General features: G+C 50.8%; 12 protein-coding genes. 2 read left to right on the top strand and 10 right to left on the bottom strand.

The window, feature by feature from the left end:
• Positions 1-4 precede the first annotated feature (4 nt).
• From SIC15_RS09855 to SIC15_RS09830, 6 genes are all read right to left on the bottom strand, one after another.
• On the bottom strand, positions 5-2,137 hold the full coding sequence (locus tag SIC15_RS09855) for a TonB-dependent receptor plug domain-containing protein (protein WP_083231790.1): 2,133 nt from the start codon (positions 2,135-2,137) through the stop codon (positions 5-7).
• Positions 2,138-2,946: 809 nt separating this feature from the next.
• Positions 2,947-4,023 carry a hypothetical protein gene (locus tag SIC15_RS09850; protein WP_412537573.1) on the bottom strand — a complete coding sequence of 359 codons (1,077 nt, stop codon included), beginning with the start codon at positions 4,021-4,023 and terminating at the stop codon, positions 2,947-2,949.
• A 70-nt stretch (positions 4,024-4,093) separates the two neighbouring features.
• A complete protein-coding gene (gene istB, locus SIC15_RS09845; protein WP_008170042.1) occupies positions 4,094-4,849 on the bottom strand; it encodes an IS21-like element ISSpu5 family helper ATPase IstB in 756 nt (251 codons plus the stop codon).
• A gap of 11 nt (positions 4,850-4,860) precedes the next feature.
• Positions 4,861-6,402, bottom strand: a complete 1,542-nt coding sequence (gene istA, locus SIC15_RS09840; RefSeq protein WP_053114397.1) for an IS21-like element ISSpu5 family transposase — start codon at positions 6,400-6,402, stop codon at positions 4,861-4,863.
• A 107-nt stretch (positions 6,403-6,509) separates the two neighbouring features.
• The gene (locus tag SIC15_RS09835) at positions 6,510-9,206 is read right to left on the bottom strand and encodes a hypothetical protein (protein WP_412537572.1); all 2,697 of its coding nucleotides are present in this window, start codon (positions 9,204-9,206) and stop codon (positions 6,510-6,512) included.
• A gap of 43 nt (positions 9,207-9,249) precedes the next feature.
• Positions 9,250-9,906, bottom strand: coding sequence for a tyrosine-type recombinase/integrase (locus SIC15_RS09830; protein WP_412537571.1), 657 nt, complete (start codon positions 9,904-9,906; stop codon positions 9,250-9,252).
• Positions 9,907-10,306: 400 nt separating this feature from the next.
• Here SIC15_RS09830 and SIC15_RS09825 point away from each other — a divergent pair, with 400 nt between their 5' ends.
• Positions 10,307-10,489 carry a hypothetical protein gene (locus tag SIC15_RS09825; protein WP_069185218.1) on the top strand — a complete coding sequence of 61 codons (183 nt, stop codon included), beginning with the start codon at positions 10,307-10,309 and terminating at the stop codon, positions 10,487-10,489.
• Positions 10,490-10,930: 441 nt separating this feature from the next.
• Positions 10,931-11,965, top strand: a complete 1,035-nt coding sequence (locus SIC15_RS09820; protein WP_069185219.1) for a patatin-like phospholipase family protein — start codon at positions 10,931-10,933, stop codon at positions 11,963-11,965.
• Positions 11,966-12,104: 139 nt separating this feature from the next.
• Here the strand turns inward: SIC15_RS09820 and SIC15_RS09815 are convergent, their stop codons facing one another.
• The 4 genes from SIC15_RS09815 to SIC15_RS09800 form a co-directional block, all read right to left on the bottom strand.
• The gene (locus tag SIC15_RS09815) at positions 12,105-12,755 is read right to left on the bottom strand and encodes a hypothetical protein (protein ID WP_069185220.1); all 651 of its coding nucleotides are present in this window, start codon (positions 12,753-12,755) and stop codon (positions 12,105-12,107) included.
• A 200-nt stretch (positions 12,756-12,955) separates the two neighbouring features.
• Positions 12,956-14,593, bottom strand: a complete 1,638-nt coding sequence (locus SIC15_RS09810; protein ID WP_069185221.1) for a hypothetical protein — start codon at positions 14,591-14,593, stop codon at positions 12,956-12,958.
• Positions 14,594-15,287: 694 nt separating this feature from the next.
• Positions 15,288-17,006 carry a diguanylate cyclase gene (locus tag SIC15_RS09805; protein ID WP_167352730.1) on the bottom strand — a complete coding sequence of 573 codons (1,719 nt, stop codon included), beginning with the start codon at positions 17,004-17,006 and terminating at the stop codon, positions 15,288-15,290.
• A gap of 265 nt (positions 17,007-17,271) precedes the next feature.
• Positions 17,272-18,180, bottom strand: coding sequence for a LysR substrate-binding domain-containing protein (locus SIC15_RS09800; protein WP_069185222.1), 909 nt, complete (start codon positions 18,178-18,180; stop codon positions 17,272-17,274).
• Positions 18,181-18,226 lie beyond the last annotated feature (46 nt).

Here is an 18,226-nt window from a genome sequence, read left to right as displayed (position 1 = left end):
TTAATCAGAACGTATAGGACAGTTCTCCGACCAGACGGCGGCCCGGCATCGGAAAGTCGTTTGGTATGGCCGGACTGGGCTGGGCAAAAGGGCTTGGGTCTCGCACATCATCATTGAAAATATTCTTCACAGACACCGAGAGATCGAGCCCACGCCATAAGCCCTTTGTTCGAAGGGTCATATCCACAGTCGTCGAATCGGGCACAGGTTCTCTCTGATCCGCGGCAGTTCTTTTCTGCTCGCCTACCCAGTTGACCTGAGAGCTCAGGAACCAGCCAGACCACAGAGACCAATCGGCGCGGGCATAAACCTGGTGGTTGGGAGCATCGCCCACAGACTCGCTGGTGAGTTCATCCTTGGCGGTCTGGTAAGTATAATTTGCCGTCACCGAAAATTCATCAGTGGCCTGGTAGCTCAGTTCGAACTCACCACCGTGTCCGGTTCGCTGACCTACGTTCTGATATTGATTGGCAATGAGGCCTGCAACCGGCTCAGCATTTATGAGATCGTCAATCTCGTAATAGAATAGGTTCAGGGAGTACAGAACACGGGCGGTTGCCTGATGGGATACACCGATTTCATAGGTGTCTATGGTCTCGGCATCAAGTTCTTCGTTACCAATAACCACCGGATTATTGGATGCATGCAGTTCATTCAAAGACGGCGCGCGAAAGGCTCGTCCGTATAACAATTTGGTTGTGATACTGTCTGTTGTCGCCCATATCAAGGCGGCACGAGGATTGACCGTGCTCCCGAAATCGGAGTATTCATCAAAACGAACGCCGCTAACCAGCTGCCAGTTCTGAGCAAACTTCCACTCATCCTGAACGAACAGATAGTAGTTGGTACGGTCTTCCTCAGGCATCCAGACTTGATTCGGATCATCAGAGACGTCTACCACGCCGCCCTTGGGACTGAAGTCGGGATTGAAATTCTTACTTTCTGTCACTTCATACAAATCGGCCCAGAACGTACCGCCACCCATATGGACCCGATGGTCCTTGAAGCCACGGTAAACCGCACTCAAATCGAGCCGAACCTGATTTTCCTTGTAGCCAGGGCTACCAATCAAACCATCGGGAAAGTCACCATCAAAAGCACCTGGTGGATAAAGAACAATGTCGTTCTCCGGTTCTTGGGTGATATTGAAATAAAACACCCGAGCCTCAACATCCAGGCCAGGGGCGAGGTGTGACCAACGATAACTGTAATCCAGATTTACCCGGCGAGACGCATATTGTCCCTCTGGATCCAGCGCCTGAGCCAGGCCAGGGCCGGTACCGAGATTACTGCGATCCTGCAGGCCTGCGCGCAGGGTCCACCGGTCGTCACCCATTTCAAAGCGGGCATCAAACTGGTCCGACCCCGTATTGACCGGACCTGGGGCAAGAGACGCTGAAGTTCCGAACAGCTCATCGAAGCTCGTCTGTGCGTCCTGCTCAATAACGTCGTCCCAGCCTTCTGTCGTCTGGTATTCCAGAACAAGGCTCATCGCCAGTTCACCACCAATATGGTGCACTGACTCCAGCCAACCACCCCGAGTATCAAAGCTGCCGAGGCGCCCACCGACAGTCTGACCTCCAATCGAGTCCGGGCCCTTTGTAATAATGTTGATAACGCCAGAGTAGGCGTCTGCACCGTACAGTGCAGATCCAGGACCCCTGATCACTTCGATCCGTTCGATTGCCTTTACCGGCATGCCTCCCCAGGCATTCCCGCGGTTGCCGTAAACCATTGTGGTAGCGGGAATTCCATTAATAAGAACGAGTGCCTGGGCGTTATTACTCGACGTTATGCCTCGGAAGACATATTTGGGAGAAAATCCCTGATCGGAATGATTCACGTGAAGGCCGGGCACAGTCTCAAGCACTTCGTCGAGGTCCGTCGCACCTATGGCCGCAATGTCATCAGCATTGATAACTGAGGTAACAGCAGCCGCCTTATCCAGAGGGGTTTCAGTGCCGGATGCAATCGATACGACGCGGATCTGCCCAAGCTCCTCCAGGGGGATGTCCCAGAGGGATTGATCAGCAGCAGCAACACCATTGGATATCGCAAGACAAACCACGCTCACTCGCAGCGGAGCGGGAAGAAGTAGAAGCGCAGTGCGGCCCAGGGCCAATAGGGGTTGCTGCATAAAAAATCTCAGCACTTTGACCTTGTTAATGGATGAAACGATTCAATCATTGGCTGCATTCCGGGAAGTGCTTCAGCCTTAACTGGTCCTGTAGGCATGCCGAAGTTATACGGCTAACCCATTAATCGGTGGTAAAAAAGCAAGCCGAATAGGAGTTTAGCTTCATTGGCTGTATAAGCAAGTCTTTATCGGGGCATGTCAAAGGTTTGATGGGGGCGGGACTTGGCTTGCGCGAAGGGTAATCAATGTTGATATGGTGCACCGGATGTAGCTGCATGTTCGTAATTTAACATAATATACATTATGCGCAGTTTGATACTAGGGATTGGATGCTGTTTTGTCCGTTTGTTGTACGCTTACACAAAGTACTAAACATTTTTGCACAAAGTAGTAAATTTTTGCGCAAAGTACTGAACTCGTCGTCCAGTCGGCTAAGCTGATGTTTAAACGAGTTTTAGAGAATTCTCGTACATTCCTACTTTTTCGACTTGGGCAACCTCAAAATTGCTGTGTTGGATGGCGTGCTGAACCAGTGGGTAGAAAATAACGTGTAAGTGCAAACGTGGTTTCCAGGAACACTTCGCACTCATGCAGTGGCATTGGGCAGGTATTGAGCGAGCCAGCTCCCACAGTGGCCGGAGGACTTTAATGACGAATATCATTCATGGACAAAAGAAGTCCGTTAAAGTCGCGCAAAGAAATCGCTGGCCATGTGTCACTTTCAACAACGCTCATCTTCGATGAGCTTCCCGAGGAGTCACCGAGGGAGCGTTGCAGGATGCAGGTTACAAATATCTTGGCTAGCCAGTTCACCTCATTAATTCTTCCTGAAGTTCGGCAATAGAAACAATTTCGCGGCTCTCAATAGGAAGCCCTTCCTTATACTTAAGTGGAATCTCTGTGTTCGTTACCAGCAGCTGTTTCACTTCATCAATTTGTCGGTTCATACCTAGGCGCCTAGAAACCAGGTCCCTGTTAGCATTTATCCACCCAACACGGGCCAGATGTTTTGCAAGCTCGTCCTTTTCCTCGCCCTTAAATCGATTACAGATATCTGCGATCTCGGAAATTGTCTTGGCCATCTGAAGGTTCTTGCATTCAATCAATGTGATCCTTCCGCCTTTGATTCCAATCACATCTACATCGCCAAGTTCGGGTTTCCCAAAGGAGCTCATGTCTAACTCTTTTACTGTCTCATAGCCACCTTCAGTTAATTTTTGCGCTACAAAATCATTAAACCAGAGTCCTCGCTCTGCCGTTTTCTTACCAACATAACTTCGCATTTCGGCTGATTTGAAGAATTCTGGAATGAACAGGCCGTCTCGCGCCAAATCAAGAAAGTATCCAATCCCCTGCCTAAGAAGGAATGCGCTAGTTAGAAACTGATCGATGCCAACAGGGACAATGGGACGGCATAGACAACTCAGCCGACGCTTAAACTTCCAAGGGGCGATATCCTTGAAATTGTAACCACCAGAGAAATCATCCCAGCCCCCGCGTCGGGGTAGCGAGAAGGCATCTAGGAAGCACGCAATGGTATCAGCATCTCCTGCTCCGGCATCCCCAAGGTACCGAACCAATTCGTCTTTATTCCAAACGCAAATTGGAAGTTCATGTTCCAAGTGTGCTCGAAGCAAACACTTTCCGATGTTGAAAACTTGGCCTTCAAATAGCCCGAACTCAGCCGAAAGCGCTCTATTAAAATCGTCATCCTCCTCAAATTCTTCACTCTCCGATGTTGTATATTCCCTATAAAAATCATCGTAAGAGTCAATTGCCTCGTTAAACTGGCGATGGAAATAACCAGAAAGATAAGGGATAACAACATCTCGGTATGCATCTGTGCCAGTTTTGCGTAAACCGCTGAAGGTTGCCACCCATTCCACGTGAAGCCTGCCACCCGGACCGGAGCAAGGCTGCCACCCATCGGAGCGTAGCGACGCGGGGTTTCTCTTCTTACTCCGAAGTCTCAGTGCCCGTCAACTTTGCCTGCTGTTTTCGCATGGATTCGCCCCGCAGATTGATCTTGTAGGCGTTGTGTACGAGCCGGTCCAGGATGGCATCTGCCAGAGTGGCGTCACCGATGATGCCGTGCCATTCCTCGATGGGTAATTGGCTAGTGGCGATGGTGGAGCGCCGGCCATGTCGGTCTTCCAGCACCTCCAGCAAGTCCCGCCGGTTCTCCGCGCTCAGCTTCATCAGCCCCCAGTCATCCAGGATCAGCACGTCGACCTTGGCCAGGCTGGTCAGGAGCTTTGAGTATTGGCCATCGCCCTTGGCGATGGTCAGCTCTCGTAGCAGCCGGGTCAGGCGGACGTACTGGGCGGTGTAACCCTCCCGGCAGGCCTTGTGTGCCAGAGCACAGGCCAACCAGGTTTTCCCGACGCCAGTCGGGCCGGTGATGAGCACGTTCAGGTGTTCCTTCACCCACTGGCAGCTGGCCAGACTCTGGACAAGCCCTTTATCCAGGCCCCGTGAGTTCCGGTAATCAATGTCTTCGAGGATGGCGGCGTGTCGCAGCTTGGCCCGGCGCAGGCGGCTGCTCATGCGTCGGTTGTCCCGTTCCGTCATTTCCCGGTCGACCAGCAGGCCAAGGCGCTCCTCGAAGCTCAGGTCGGTAATGTCGGGGGTGGCCGATTGATCCGCCAGGGCGGCGGCCATGCCGGTCAGTTTGAGGGCGTGGAGCTTATCCAGCGTGGGATGTTTCAGCATGTCAGGTTCCTTCAGTGGTAGTAGGCGGGGCCACGGATGTTGTCGTGTGTGTCGGGTAAGGCCAGTTCTTGTTGCTCTTCCAGGGGCTGCTCATCCAGGCGGTGCTTGAGGATGGATTCGATGCTCTTGTATCGGCAACTGCCCAGCATCAGGGCGCGTTGGCAGGCACGTTCTAATCGTGCCTCGCCGTAGCTCTGGCCCAGCCGGAGAATGCCCAGACAGGACCGATAGGCCTGTTGCGGATGCTTTCTTGCCCCCAGCGCGGTACGGATAAGCTTTTCAGTTGCCGGTCCAGTCTTGGCTGCCCAGGCGGTCAGTCGCTCTGGGGTCCACTCGCCGGCTTGGCGATGGGACTCCGGCATGTGAGCGGCGATGGTGCTATGCCGACCCTTCTGATCCGAACGCCGGTGGCTGGCGATCCGGTTGCCCCGGTGGAAGCATTCGATGGTGTTGTGGGTGATCCGGACCTCCACCTCTTTCTTGATCAGGGTGTAGGGCACCGAGTAGTAGTGCCCATCGATGGCCACGTGGTAGTCGATGTGTACCCGGGCTTTTTTCCACTCGGCGTAGACATACGGCTCGGCGGGTAGCGGTTGTAGAACCGGCTGGTCCAGCTGTTTGAAGTGATCAAGCCGGCACCCGGGCAACTTGCGGAAGGGGCGGCTATTGAGCTTCTCCAACAGCTCACGGATGGTGGCGTTGAGCTGCCCCAGGGAGAAGTGCTGACGATGGCGCAGGGCCGCCAGGATCCAGCGCTCAACGATCAATACGCCACCTTCCACCTTGGCCTTGTCACGGGGCTTGCGAACCCGTGTGGGGACAACGGCCACGCCATAATGGCTAGCCATATCCTGATAGGTCGGATTGAGATCCGGCTCGTAGCGATGGGCCTTGCTGACGCCGGAACGGAGGTTATCCGGAACCACCAGTTCCGGCACGCCGCCCAGGAACTCGAAGGCTCGGATGTGAGAGCCGATCCAGTCCGGCAGGGTCTGGCTCCAGGTGGCCTCGGCGTAGGTGTAATTGGACGCACCCATCACCGCCACAAAGACTTGCGCCTCATGGATCTCACCGGTGGTGCGATCAATGACGGGCACCGTGTGCCCAGCATAGTCCACGAACAGCTTTTCACCGGCTCGGTGGTCCTGACGCATCACCAGATCCAGCTTGCCCTGCCAGGCCCGGTAGTGCTCGCAGAACCAGCTGTACTGGTAGCCATCCGGATTGGCTTCCCGGTACTCCTGCCAGAGCAGGAACAGGGTGACGTTCTTGCCCCGGAGTTCATCGTGGATTCGCTTCCAATCCGGAATGCCTCGGGCCTGTGCCGGCAGATCCGGTGGTGGCGGGAACAGCCGTTGCTCCAGCTGGGCTTCACTCAGATCCTCTGGCAGCGGCCAGCCAAGCTCCGCCTCAGCAGCACGCCGCAGATACTCGCTCACAGTGGGGCGACTGATGCCGCAGGCTGCGGCAACCTGCCGGTTACTCAGCCCTCGCTCCCACTTGAGGCGAAGGACTTCTTTGATTTTACGCATGGATAACCTCATCGCTGGCATCTGGCCCTCTCCGGATGAAAAGGAGCAGAGTACCGTTAGTTATCCCGCGCCGGACGTTTTGATGGGGAAATCAGGCAGCCTGCCAGGGTGGCAGCTTTGCCGTGGAATCAGTGGCAGCTTTCGCGTGGAATGGGTGGCAGGCTTCGTCTGGAATCAGTGGCAACCTTGGTCTGGAATACGCAAGTTTCGAAAAACCCACTTGGTTCAATCGATAGCCTTGGCGCCGAAAACCCCGAGTGCACTGCATCCGAGTCAGCACCGATTTCAATCATGACTGCAACCAAATCAACGAGATTTTCGACAAGACGAGGTGTTGCCTCCTCCCCTTCGCTCTCAGGCGCCTCGCATACCGCAATTTCGGTAATGGTTCGTAAACACAAAGACGTAAGATTTCTCTCAGACTCCCGTTGCTGGGCAACTTTGACTACGTCATCGTACTTTGAGTAAATAGCCTGCACCGCTCGGGCAGTTTGGTTCCACTGAACTTTATCAGCTTGTATTCGGTGGAGCTGACGAAAACAGCTTTCAACCAAAGACCTCGCATTCAGATTTCGGATAATCTCTCTTATTTCCTGCCAATAGCCTTCCACTAATCCATTAAGGATCCGTTTTGTCGCCTTTTCGGAATCTGTCTTTGTGTCTTGCAAACTTAGCTTGTTTGCCATTTTGATTTTGATGAAAGGGAATAAATACCGGCGTATCAGCTTGGGCTCGCTATCGAGTTCAAAAATGAGTCTGTTGATTTCATCGTATCCTCTGAATGCGTGAATCAGTCGAATTCCATTATCCGAGAACAAGGAATCAACAATCTGTTCGTGATTCAGACCAGTTTGTATACCGCGTGACTCAAGTTGTTCAAGTACGCTTCTGAAAACTTCGCCAAGGAGTAAACGTTCGCCAATATTTTCAACTTGAACAAAATTTGCCAAGAAATTTGATTGCAGTCGAACGCAGTGGTTCTCATCTTCTTCGTGAGTGACAAAGCCTCGATTCTCCTCACTCGTCGGGTCGACTTCCTTGATAGGGACGAGGTCACAGAAAGACAGAATCACCTCAACAGACTGGGTGTTTTGAATTGCGCAGCTTTCTGAGATTAGTCCAATTCCACTCTGGCAAAGCTCAATCAGCCCTGACCACCACGTGTAAGCCATCGAGTCGGGAATAGATCTATTGTCGTTATCAACGCCGAGCCAAAAATTGATACCAGGCTTTTCAATCACCCCTCGCAACCGACCATTTCGTATGTCGTCTAGCGAAACGTAAACAGGTGCTTCACGCATCTCTCGGTAGTAAGAGCTCTGAGTGAGGCGCTCAACAATCTGATAAACCCCACTTGGTGTTTGAGAAGCGTGTCTGTCCGAACTTAAACGCAGCTCCTTTCTAATCGGAAGCGTAAAATCAGTGAACAGGCTGAACATGACATTGTTTTCGATGGGCTGTTCATCTGGGCTGCACTTGAAGTCGTTGTCTCGCCAGTAACCAAAGTAATTTAGGTCTCCATTTATGTTGTTTAACTTCAATCCTTTATATTGAATCCAGGACTTTTGGTGCATGCACGCAAGGAATTCTTTTAGCGGATCCCCCCTACTTCTCGTTAATAAGTTTAGGTCAGAAATCGGAAGGAAATGGCAGCCCCAATTATCTGGCCAACGGTCAAAGCCGAGCATAATTCCGCGCCCTAAGCCACCAAAAACAAATAGCGTGTCGCCATACTGGAACCTAGCCTTCGATCTGGCGTAATTAGCCACCGTTTCGACGCGCGAGGTTAAACCTTCAACTGCCTCGTTGGGATGCTCAACAAACTCGTTGAAACCACTATCCAGAATTCCTCTTAGATCATCATGCAGTATTAAAACGTGTAGAAAGTACCCGGAATGGTCGGTCAGTAAGACCTCATCATTGCTTACGATTGAATCCGGCTGAGGCGAGGTAATCCTAATTGGCTTAAAATCCTTTTTAAGTTCGAATAGCCCTCTGTTTAAGACATTAAGAAGTTGTATTCGCTCTATTACCGCTCCCAGCGCTGATAACTGTCCCTCAGCTTCGCATCGTTCAACGATCAGATGTCTGATAGAGATGCCTATTGCAGTAGGAAGAGCGACTACGAAAAGCCCTTCTAATTTGAGAATCGGTTTTTGCGTTAGTGCTGAGCTCGCAATGTCACAATCCCGCAGGGCTGACGTATCTTCAAGCACAAAGGGCCCTAAATGCTCCTCGGAAATGCCCAGTGACTCAAGGTCTCTTTCGTTAAAAACCACCGACTTCGAGAACGTTTCTAGTGTTCCGGTGTTGGGAATTTTGAGGGGGGCTTTATCGTCCGAAGGAAAAACATCATTGCGATTGAACCCTCGCCTCTTCGCTATCGCGTCACTGAGCCTAAGCAAAGAAAGGCATTGATCTCTACTTTCACTTAAATACGGCGGTCGACCAGGGAAGTCTAATACTTCGAAGATCAGCTGAGTGTAGTAATCGTTCGCTTCCCAGATTCCGTTAAATAGAAGCATATCTCCTTGGTTGGTAGATACGTTGGATACAAACACATCCTCCGCCGGATCCTCCATTGTTGCTACGTGGGAGTTACCTAAACCTTCATTAAGTAGTTGAATCAGCAGTGTCCGATTCGGAGTTTGTTTGCCGGAAGCATTGGCTACCGCTAAATGGACAAGGGTTTCCAGTCGAAGGGCGTTAGCTTGTAGGTTAGGTAAGGTAAGCAGGCTCGCAGCTGTAGATACCATTTCGAGCGATTTATATGCCGAAACACGCGCTCCAACCTGCCTACATACGTCATCCGTTACGTTGACCATCTCGCTCCCTATTCAGAACTAATTTGGATGCGAATCCGAGGCTTTAGTGAAAATCCACACCTTCCAAAAAATGCGCTCCGTCGAACGTTAGCACATTCGTGTACACCTCTGTGGATTCGACGCTCCGATGCCCGAGGAGTTGACTCACAAACTTCAGCGGCCGCCCGTGGAGGAGCAGGTGCACTGCAAAGCTGTGCCGAAAAGTATGGCAGCCGATCTTGAACGGCGGCTCTCCCCCCACCTGTGCTATTAAGCGATCAATGTTGGCACTGACCGCTTGGCGCGTGATCGGAAAGATCCGTTCGTCCTTCCGAAACTTCCCCATCCACAGGTAGCTCTGGATCCGGGTCTGAAAGTCTCTATCCGGAATTGGGATAAACCGCGTCGGCGAGCGTTGCAGGCTGCGTTTGCTCGGCCGCCCTGCCCCTTGCTTGAGCGCCTTGAGGACCACCCCGAAGTCGTAGCCGTCGTCGTGGAAACTCGCCGGGGTAATCGCCAGCACCTCGGAGACCCGAGCGCCGGTGCACCACATGAAGTCCAGGATCAGCCGGTGCATGCGATGCGACTCGCTCTTTAGCAGGCCGAGCACTTTCAGCTTGAGCAGGTACTTGGGCATGGTGTCCAGTCTTTCGAGGAGGATCGGGCGTTTGGCGATCAGCCGGTCCCAGTCGCTCTCAACGCGCTGAATCGGGAACGACACCAAGGGCCGCTCTTCGAAGCCGAACGGGCGCTTGCTAGATCGGGCTCTGGGGAATGACCGCGCGCTGGTGATGGATTTTGACGTTTCCTCTCCGTGGTTCTGTCAATTACAAGGAGGAATTAGGGGGCCGTACATGTGCCCTATTCCAACCTATTCAGTATGGCAACAGCCTGGAAAACCGCAAGAAATGGAGGCCGGTTGACGAACTACCCCAGACCGGAAAGCTTTAATGACTACTGCAACTAGAACGGGGATGCTTACAGTTGTAAAAAGGCTGCCGCAACGATCGCTCCTGTTATTTTGACTGCGTAGCGCGATCCGCACAGCGGCGAAACTTCGATGTGATGCTAGTATCCTAACAAGACAGCAGTGATGGTCTGAATAAATGGGAGGGATTTCTATGTATATCGAATGGCATCAGATAGGCGGTGTGATCATTGCTTTGGCTATTTTCTTCTGGATGTGGCGGTTAGATGTGAAAAATAAAACTGAACTAAAACGCAGCCTCAGAGATCGAAGCGAGTACAACGACTATCTCAATAACCCGAATACCACCAAAGGCTGTGACAGCGACAAAAAATGAGTGCCATTTGACCACGACAACCGTGGGACAGGACTCGCAATGCTTACATTTATAGTCGTAACAGCAATTCTTTTATTTGCTCTAAGCATCACCGCAGCTGGCAGCACACGGCAGATCCCATTGCGCAGACCTGCCGTTAGTTAAACCGCTTGCTGCACTGGGAGAGTCGAGGCTAGAAAGCATCGCCGTCGTTTGTGGAGCAAGTGGATCCAAAAAACCGCGACCTGGCCAAGGCGGATGTGGTCGACTAAATAAAGGTTTTTTTATCACCGAGTCCGACGTCATAAATCTATCGCCTCACCTGTTTAACCTAAGCGATCGGGTGGCCGCTCTGGTCATTTTGTGCTTCCATTAGTGCTAGCCGGTGATGTTAAGCAAATAAATATAGGAGAAGTAACTTAGTTGTATCGGCGTTTTCGAAGCTCAAAGGAGGAGTGCAAAATGTCGTATCCGTTCAGAAATCTGGTTTTTGAAGGTGGTGGTGTAAAGGGCATTGCCTACGTTGGTGCTATGCAGGTTCTTGAGAGTGAGTCGATTCTCGAGAACATCAGTCGTGTAGGCGGAACATCCGCAGGTTCAATCAACGCGGTTTTGTTCGCAGCTGGCTACAGCAACGCAGAAATGTTGAAGGTTTTGAAGCGGCTGGATTTTAACGACTTTAAAGATGATAGTTGGTTAGCTCTTAGGGACATGAGACGACTCAAAGATGAGTATGGCTGGTATAAGGGAGATTATTTTCGGGACTGGATCGGCGAATTGCTAAAACAGAAGACCGGCTCAGCCAATGTAACTTTCAAAGCTCTACACGAACACACCGGCAAAGAACTTTACGTCTACGCATCAAACCTCTCTACCAAGTTCGGTGAAGTCTACTCGCCAGAGCATACGCCACGAATGCGAGTGGTCGATGCTGTAAGACGTTCAATGTCGATCCCCCTATTCTTTCGCGCAGTGCGAGACGACCGTGAAGATGTTTTTGTTGATGGCGGCGCGATCAACAATTACCCGGTAAAGATCTTTGACCGACAAAAGTACCTCGAGAATGGGAGTTTAAAAAGGATTCCTGGCTATTATGAAAAGGAGAACAAAAAACTAAGCCAGGTTTCCCCAAGAAGCAGCCCATACGTCTATAACAAAGAGACGCTCGGCTTCCGGCTCGATTCCGAGACTGAAATTGGGATTTTTCGAGACGGCCAGACCCCAAAGAGTCAAGAAATAGACCACTTTCTCGACTACACGATGCAACTGATCAAGACCGTGCTCGCCGTCCAGGATAGTCAGCATCTTCACAGCGATGACTGGCAGAGAACTGTTTATATCGACACCTTGGGAGTTGGAACCACAGACTTCGATTTGAGTGAACAACTAAAGAAGTCGCTTGTGAAATCCGGTAAGCAGGCAGCAAAGCGCTATCTTGAATGGTGGTCAGATGTTGAGAACGATCTGGCAGTCAATCATCCAACATCAACGGCTTGATATCTCAAGAAGCAAAAATCGAGTTTCAGGAAGCCATAGGTGAAGCAAGCTTCGCAGGTTTCCAATCTGTCAGGCGTCTAGTAAATCGAGGGCTTACCAGTGACGAGTTATTTTCTAATCAATGTGCCCTAATTACTTTTTAGTTCCATCTCATTGCGAATAACACTTTTTCATTCAGAGTTGGAACGCGATTGGAGTCCTTTTTCGCCTGCTTTATGGTATTTGCGATCCACGGCTTACGGTTCTCAGCCTTAATTTCACCGGTCACACCATGATCAGTCCTATATCTCAGCACGAATTTTGACGGGTATCTGGAAGAAAACGTTATAAATGCACCGAAGCCGTGAGTCGATTCCGCAGGATGTTCCACAAAATGGCCAGAGAACGAACATCGATCTTGATTTACTGCTGTAGGAGATTTAATTCGAAGCTCGGATGGCTCATCTCCATCCCAAAGGATATTTACTAAAATATGAGAGTCACTCTGTTGAACGGTTAAATATCCTCCCTTCAGGTTATCGTATTTACATAACTTAGTGATACTAAACACATCAGGCTTCTCAAACTCCCAAGTACCTCTAAAGTTTGGAGAAGTCGCTGCATTTTTAAGAAGTACCATGCGCCATCCATAATGTTCATAAAGCAATATTAATAGATTTAGTAGTGACGCTATGATACCAGCCTGTAAAAGTGTGAAAAGATTGAATTCGCCACTTTTAAAGAATGAGATTACGGCTGTTAATACCCCCACAACAATAACGAAAAGGAGAGTTCTTGTTTTTTTTGCCATAACATTCTCCTATTCATGCTGATAAATGATACCGTCTAACAAATTCCAATGTTTTCACTGCGGCTAACCGCTAGCGCAAAAAGGTCGAACCTTTCATACTTTCAGTTGACCTGCTCCCCTCTAGCTAAACTACTTTCTGCTTTAGTAGGGTCAGCATGACTATCCGAAAACCGGAGGAGGTGCGGCCCAGCATAGCCATGCTATGACCCCTGGTCTGGTTCTGTCGCAAGCCCCGAACGGGCGACGCTCCGGGCGAGGCTGATCACGCTAGCACCAACCACGAACGCGACCACAAAAAGCACACCTGAAGAGCTAAGTAACGTTATCCAATTTAGGTCGTTATTGGGGAAAAGCGACTTTGTAGAAAATGGAGTTTTCCACCCGAGATGCAACATAAAATTTAGCCATGCGGCCAACATTAGAACTAGCCCCAGCATAACACCGTCAGAAATACGAACACTCAAAATACTTAATTTTTCTGATAGCGGATTGCGGTGACTCAGTGCGGCAATACCTATGGCCAATGCAGTCGGCAAAATAGACCAAGGAAACTGCTTTTTCCATTCATCAGTGGCAAAATAACCACCTATCTGCTGCGCCATGGGGACGCTATCACTGACGTCCAAGTAAAGAAGCATGGTCACGCCGAACCACGCGAGCCAACCAAGTATACCTGCGAGCAAATACCAGCCCCAAGGCGTTTCCTTCGAGGACATTAGCCGCCTGCTGGAACCAATCATCCCACCACTCATAGCTGATAAGGCATAAACAGTGGCGATCTTAGAAGTGAGTGCCAATCGGGGGTTCTCACCATTACTGTAGATTAAGAAAAAGCCATATAACACGACAAATGATATTCCAAACACAACGGTTAATAGAAAGACAATTTTGTGAAAGGTCATTTCCCGGAAACTACCCAGGCCATTGAAGCCGGCCTCAGATAATTGCTCAAGCCTCTTCCCGGAAGCTGGGCCTGAATAAATCACCAAATGAGCAGCGATTGTCGAAACCGCAGAAACCAGTTTTTTGTAATCGGCAATGATGTATCGCGAAACCAGCTTGGTTGTACGATTAAGTTCGTCGGAAGTGAGAATCAGCGCTTCTTGTTTTTCCTGTTCGATGGGGTGCTTGATTTCCTGGTAGGTTTCAGTCGATAGCTTCAAACGTAGCAGATGCAGTGCCACGCCAGTGCGACGCATGTGTTCTTCGAAAAGCTCAGCAATCTGAGCAGCGCGATTTACGTCGCCGTCTTCAGTTGCCCAAACTCTACAGAAGCGCAACAACGTTGACACTTTGCGCCAATAGGTCATTGGGTCCCCTGAATGCAGGTCCGTTGGCTCCTCAAGTGGGTTTGACACGAAGACGTCGAAATCTTCCATCATCTTTAAGTTGGCGGCAAACTCGACTGTCGACGGTAAAAAGTCGTTGGTCTCCAGCAGGACTTGCAGATGGCTAAAGTCCTCTGACAGATCGTGGGCGCTTAATAGACGGTCAACCATAAATGTATCGAGCTTGAAAAAAAAGGGAATATCGTGCGCCTTATACAGAAACGCCGCAGAAAGCAGTGGTGGAGCAAGTTCAGGAGAGCCTTCAAAGGCTTCTTTCAATTTTGTACCAAAATTATTGTCAATTAGAGTCAAAACCTCGGTCGAGGCCAGCAACAAAAATGTAACTGCCAACACGAACAGCAACAGATAGTAAAAAGAATAGGCAAATGCCAGTAGCCAAAAGAGTTTCAACTGCGCCCGATAGGGTCGGGAGAGGCCGTAAAAACGGATGAACGACCACAAGAAAATGAACAAAAACGAAGCAGTATAAACGGAAGTAACCGGGTCCATAACGAAACATCCTTGTGAATTGCGCTAGACAGCGGTCGACCACTCATTGAGTCGAAGGATTGGTTCTCTCGGAATGTAAAACGCCGACTTCGCCTTGAATTTAGGTTTTCATTGTATTACACATAGTAATTCATCATTTGCGTTCTTATACCTTTAGTCGTCCCACTTAAAGGTTGCAAGAAATTGTTGAGCAGCAGGAGATCTCTCTAAGAAAAGCTCTGCTTTTCTTTATTGGTCATCGCAAAATTCAACCAATTAAGCCCCTGGTCATTTCGAATGCGTTTACTCGTCGAAATTGGCTTTTGCGAGGGGCTAGACCGATTTCTTCTGAGGCGTTCTCCTAATAGATTCTACCGAAGACGTCGGAACCTGTAGCGCCCTATTACTAGTGCTGTACCGATCAGTCCATCCCGCTTGAAACTATAGTCTTAATGCTACCTCACCCTGTCCCCGTTTCATTAGTGCCCATTACCAGAAAATCCGGGTCTTGACCCTGATGAACTGGAGGACGAATTTAGCACTTTGTGTGGAAACGGAAATCACCTAACTATGCTAGAGTCAACTTTAAATTCGTTTAGCACTTTTTGTGGAAAGAGTGACGTAAGCTTTTGATTTACCGTTTCTGAGATTTAGCACTTTCTGTGGTCGTCTAAATCCTGGCTTTGCCGGCGGCGTCCACTATAGCTTCAACGAACTAATCCATCAGGCAGACATCGTTTTTGTGTTCTCGCTTGACCCGGTACATGGCCTGATCTGCTCCCCGGATAAGTTCACTGCCTGTTTGCTCCCCACCTCTGCCGGTACAGATCCCCACGCTGGCACCAATCGATACCAAATCTCCGGAAGGCAGAGTCACTGGCTTTGTGATGGCTTCGCGTAGCCGCTGGCCAATTTCAAGCACGCTGGATTTGGAGCTGACGTTTTCGGTGACCACCACAAATTCGTCGCCGCCCATGCGGGCCACGCAATCACTGTCCCGCGCCTCCTGTTGAAGGCGACGAGCGATTGTTTGAAGCAATACATCACCCGCTTGATGGCCGTACTGGTCGTTCACCGGTTTGAAGCCGTCCAGATCGATCAGGATTACGGCCAGCAGCTCATCTCGCCGCTGCGCCCGTTGTATGAGTTTCTCGAGATGAATCATCAGGCCATATCGGTTGTAGAGCGCTGTGAGTGGGTCTTTCACAACAAGGCGCTCCAGTTCGGCCTTGGCATCCTCCAGCTCTGAGGTGCGCTGAGCCACCCGGCGTTCAAGTTCACGCTCCTGTCGCTTTAGAGATAGCAACAACTGACGCTGAGCTTCTTCCTTCTGGCGCTTGAATTCGTTAAATCGAGCGGCCAGACCGAAGGACAGCAAAATCATCTCAATGGCGGAACCTATCTGCAGACCGTAGACGGTGAAAAAATTGGAGGGTATCCAGCCCAGGTTGCGGACCGATAGCAATGCGGCGCCAACCAGCAGAAGCAACCAAGCCAATAGATAAATCCGGGCCGCAGGAATGCGATAGCGTATGCCCACAATCCCACTGGTGATCAAAAACGCAGTTGTGAGAACCCCCATTGCCGACATAATCTTGAGGGCATTCTGCACTGACACCAGTAAGGTCAAGAAAGTCGCGCACCACCAACATATCGCGATAACCGATAGCGCCCGGTCCCAGCGCGGCGCAATGCTTCGCATATTCAGAAAACTGCGGGCAAACATAACTGCCAAAGTGGCAGCCAGGGTATATCCGGTCGGCAGAATGCGGTTGCCCCACTCCCCTACAAGTCCGGGCCACAATAGCAAAGGACCCAAGCCGTTCATGCTGGAGGCCGCTACACCAAAGCTAAACACGAACAACGAGTACAGCAGAAAGGAGCGTTGGCGGGTTCCAAGAAACAACAGGAAATTATATGTCCCTAAGGCCAACAGCATCCCGAAGTAGACGGCAAGCCAGACATATTCCAAGTCACTGTCTTCGTAAAACTCAAAGGTTGGCGCCAGCCGTGCGTTCAGGGTCATGCTGGCGTGGGTGGTTACCCGCAGGTACAGCGTCGCACGCTCGCCGGGCTCAAACGAAAGCGGAAAAATTGGCTTGCGGTGAGCGACAACGCGATCCGCCGGCGCCAATGTGCGCCCTGAACGCATTCGCTCTACCGTGCCATTACCATCCACCCGATAGAGGTTAATGTCATCCAGATAGGCGTAGGTGAACTCAAGCATTCGGTCCAACCGTTTGCTTGAGTGGGATTCCACTTCAATCCGCATCCAGTAAACATCGGCGGTGTAGCCCTGATGGAGACCACCTGGAGATGCTGGCTTGAAGGATTCGATCCCGCTACTCACTTGTTCGAACGTCAGCTCGCCCCTGGGGTCCCGTAATAGCGAAACAAAGCGGTCTAACGACTGCGCCTTTTGCTCGTCCAGCACAAGGACACGTTCTGAGTTCCAACCTGAGGCCGCCGCCAAGAACAGCCATATGAAGGCAAAACACTGACTTACCAAACGCCAATTACCCGGCAGCAAACGCGCATCTCCTTAAGAACTGAACTGCCAGATCAAGCGATCAAGGCGCGGGAATTATAGCGGCTGCAAGACGGCCGAGCACCCCTCCATGATTCTCTAGGGGTTTGATCGTCGTTGGAGGTGTTTGGATCCGGGAGGCCAGCGCGACATGCAGTGAAGACTGCAACTATCATGGCCCCACAGCCAGTGGCAGCCTCTCTCTAATGTACTCGGCCAAGGCTTTTGTATGCGGTGGCACCCCCACCCGCGATGGCATCAACAGACTGAGGCTCGCATGCTGGGATACCCAGTCTGGCAATACCCGAACGAGCTGGCCAGTTTCAACGGGTGCTTTGCAGACATAGTCAGGCAATGCGGTAACGCCCAAGCCATCGATTGCGGCTTGCCTGATTGTCGACATATCTTCTGAGCATAGTGCGATGTGAGTGTTCTGATGGGTTCGAAGACCCTCTTTGTGCTGTAACGGGATCGCCTCTTTCGCGCCGGCTCTCCCCACTTTTAAAAAACGACAACTGGCTAAATCATAGGGTGTTTCCAATTGTTCTAGTTGCTCCAGATAACCAGGCGAGCAATAAAACTGCCATTCCACATTCGCGATAAAGCGCTGTATCAAGTTCGAATCAGGCAATTCGCCACTGTGCCCGCGAATAGCGATGTCTACTCCCTCACTTATCAAGTCGACCATGGAGTTGGTGACGCGTTGTTCGATAAGCACTTTCGGGTGTTGCCTGGAGAAATCAGTCACGATATCGAACAGAACAAACTGCGCCACACCCAGCGAACAGCTGATCACAACCTTTCCTGAAAGGTTTCCACTTCTATTGTCCATTGCTGCTTCAGCCAGTTCGAAGTGGTCAACGAGCTTGCGAGCGTGCTGGTAGAAGCTCTTCCCTTCTTCGGTAACCGCAACGTTGCGGGAACTTCTCTGAAGCAGCCTCACGCCAAGGCGTTCCTCGAGCTGAGCAACATGACGGCTCAATCGCGACTTCGGCATGTCCAGGGCCTTTGCCGCCGCGGTGTATCCCTTTTTTTCAACGACATGCACGAAATAGAAGTAGTCATTCAGGTCAACGCTCATAGTTGCGTCCTAAATATGGAACGAATAGTTCAAATTTTAGCCATTT

Origin of the sequence: Marinobacter sp. MIT932201 (assembly GCF_047123295.1) — a bacterium.
Classification (GTDB): domain Bacteria; phylum Pseudomonadota; class Gammaproteobacteria; order Pseudomonadales; family Oleiphilaceae; genus Marinobacter; species Marinobacter salsuginis.
Note: the sequence above shows the minus strand (reverse complement) of the source record. Positions and strands in the feature narration are given on the sequence as shown.

Excerpts from the sequence above, each read along its gene's own strand:
- SIC15_RS09855 (WP_083231790.1), bottom strand. The coding sequence starts at position 2,137 with ATGCAGCAACCCCTATTGGCCCTGGGCCGCACTGCGCTTCTACTTCTT.
- istB (WP_008170042.1), bottom strand. The coding sequence starts at position 4,849 with ATGCTGAAACATCCCACGCTGGATAAGCTCCACGCCCTCAAACTGACC.
- SIC15_RS09815 (WP_069185220.1), bottom strand. The coding sequence starts at position 12,755 with ATGGCAAAAAAAACAAGAACTCTCCTTTTCGTTATTGTTGTGGGGGTA.
- SIC15_RS09835 (WP_412537572.1), bottom strand. The coding sequence starts at position 9,206 with ATGGTCAACGTAACGGATGACGTATGTAGGCAGGTTGGAGCGCGTGTT.
- istA (WP_053114397.1), bottom strand. The coding sequence starts at position 6,402 with ATGCCAGCGATGAGGTTATCCATGCGTAAAATCAAAGAAGTCCTTCGC.
- SIC15_RS09810 (WP_069185221.1), bottom strand. The coding sequence starts at position 14,593 with ATGGACCCGGTTACTTCCGTTTATACTGCTTCGTTTTTGTTCATTTTC.
- SIC15_RS09820 (WP_069185219.1), top strand. The coding sequence starts at position 10,931 with ATGTCGTATCCGTTCAGAAATCTGGTTTTTGAAGGTGGTGGTGTAAAG.
- SIC15_RS09800 (WP_069185222.1), bottom strand. The coding sequence starts at position 18,180 with ATGAGCGTTGACCTGAATGACTACTTCTATTTCGTGCATGTCGTTGAA.
- SIC15_RS09825 (WP_069185218.1), top strand. The coding sequence starts at position 10,307 with ATGTATATCGAATGGCATCAGATAGGCGGTGTGATCATTGCTTTGGCT.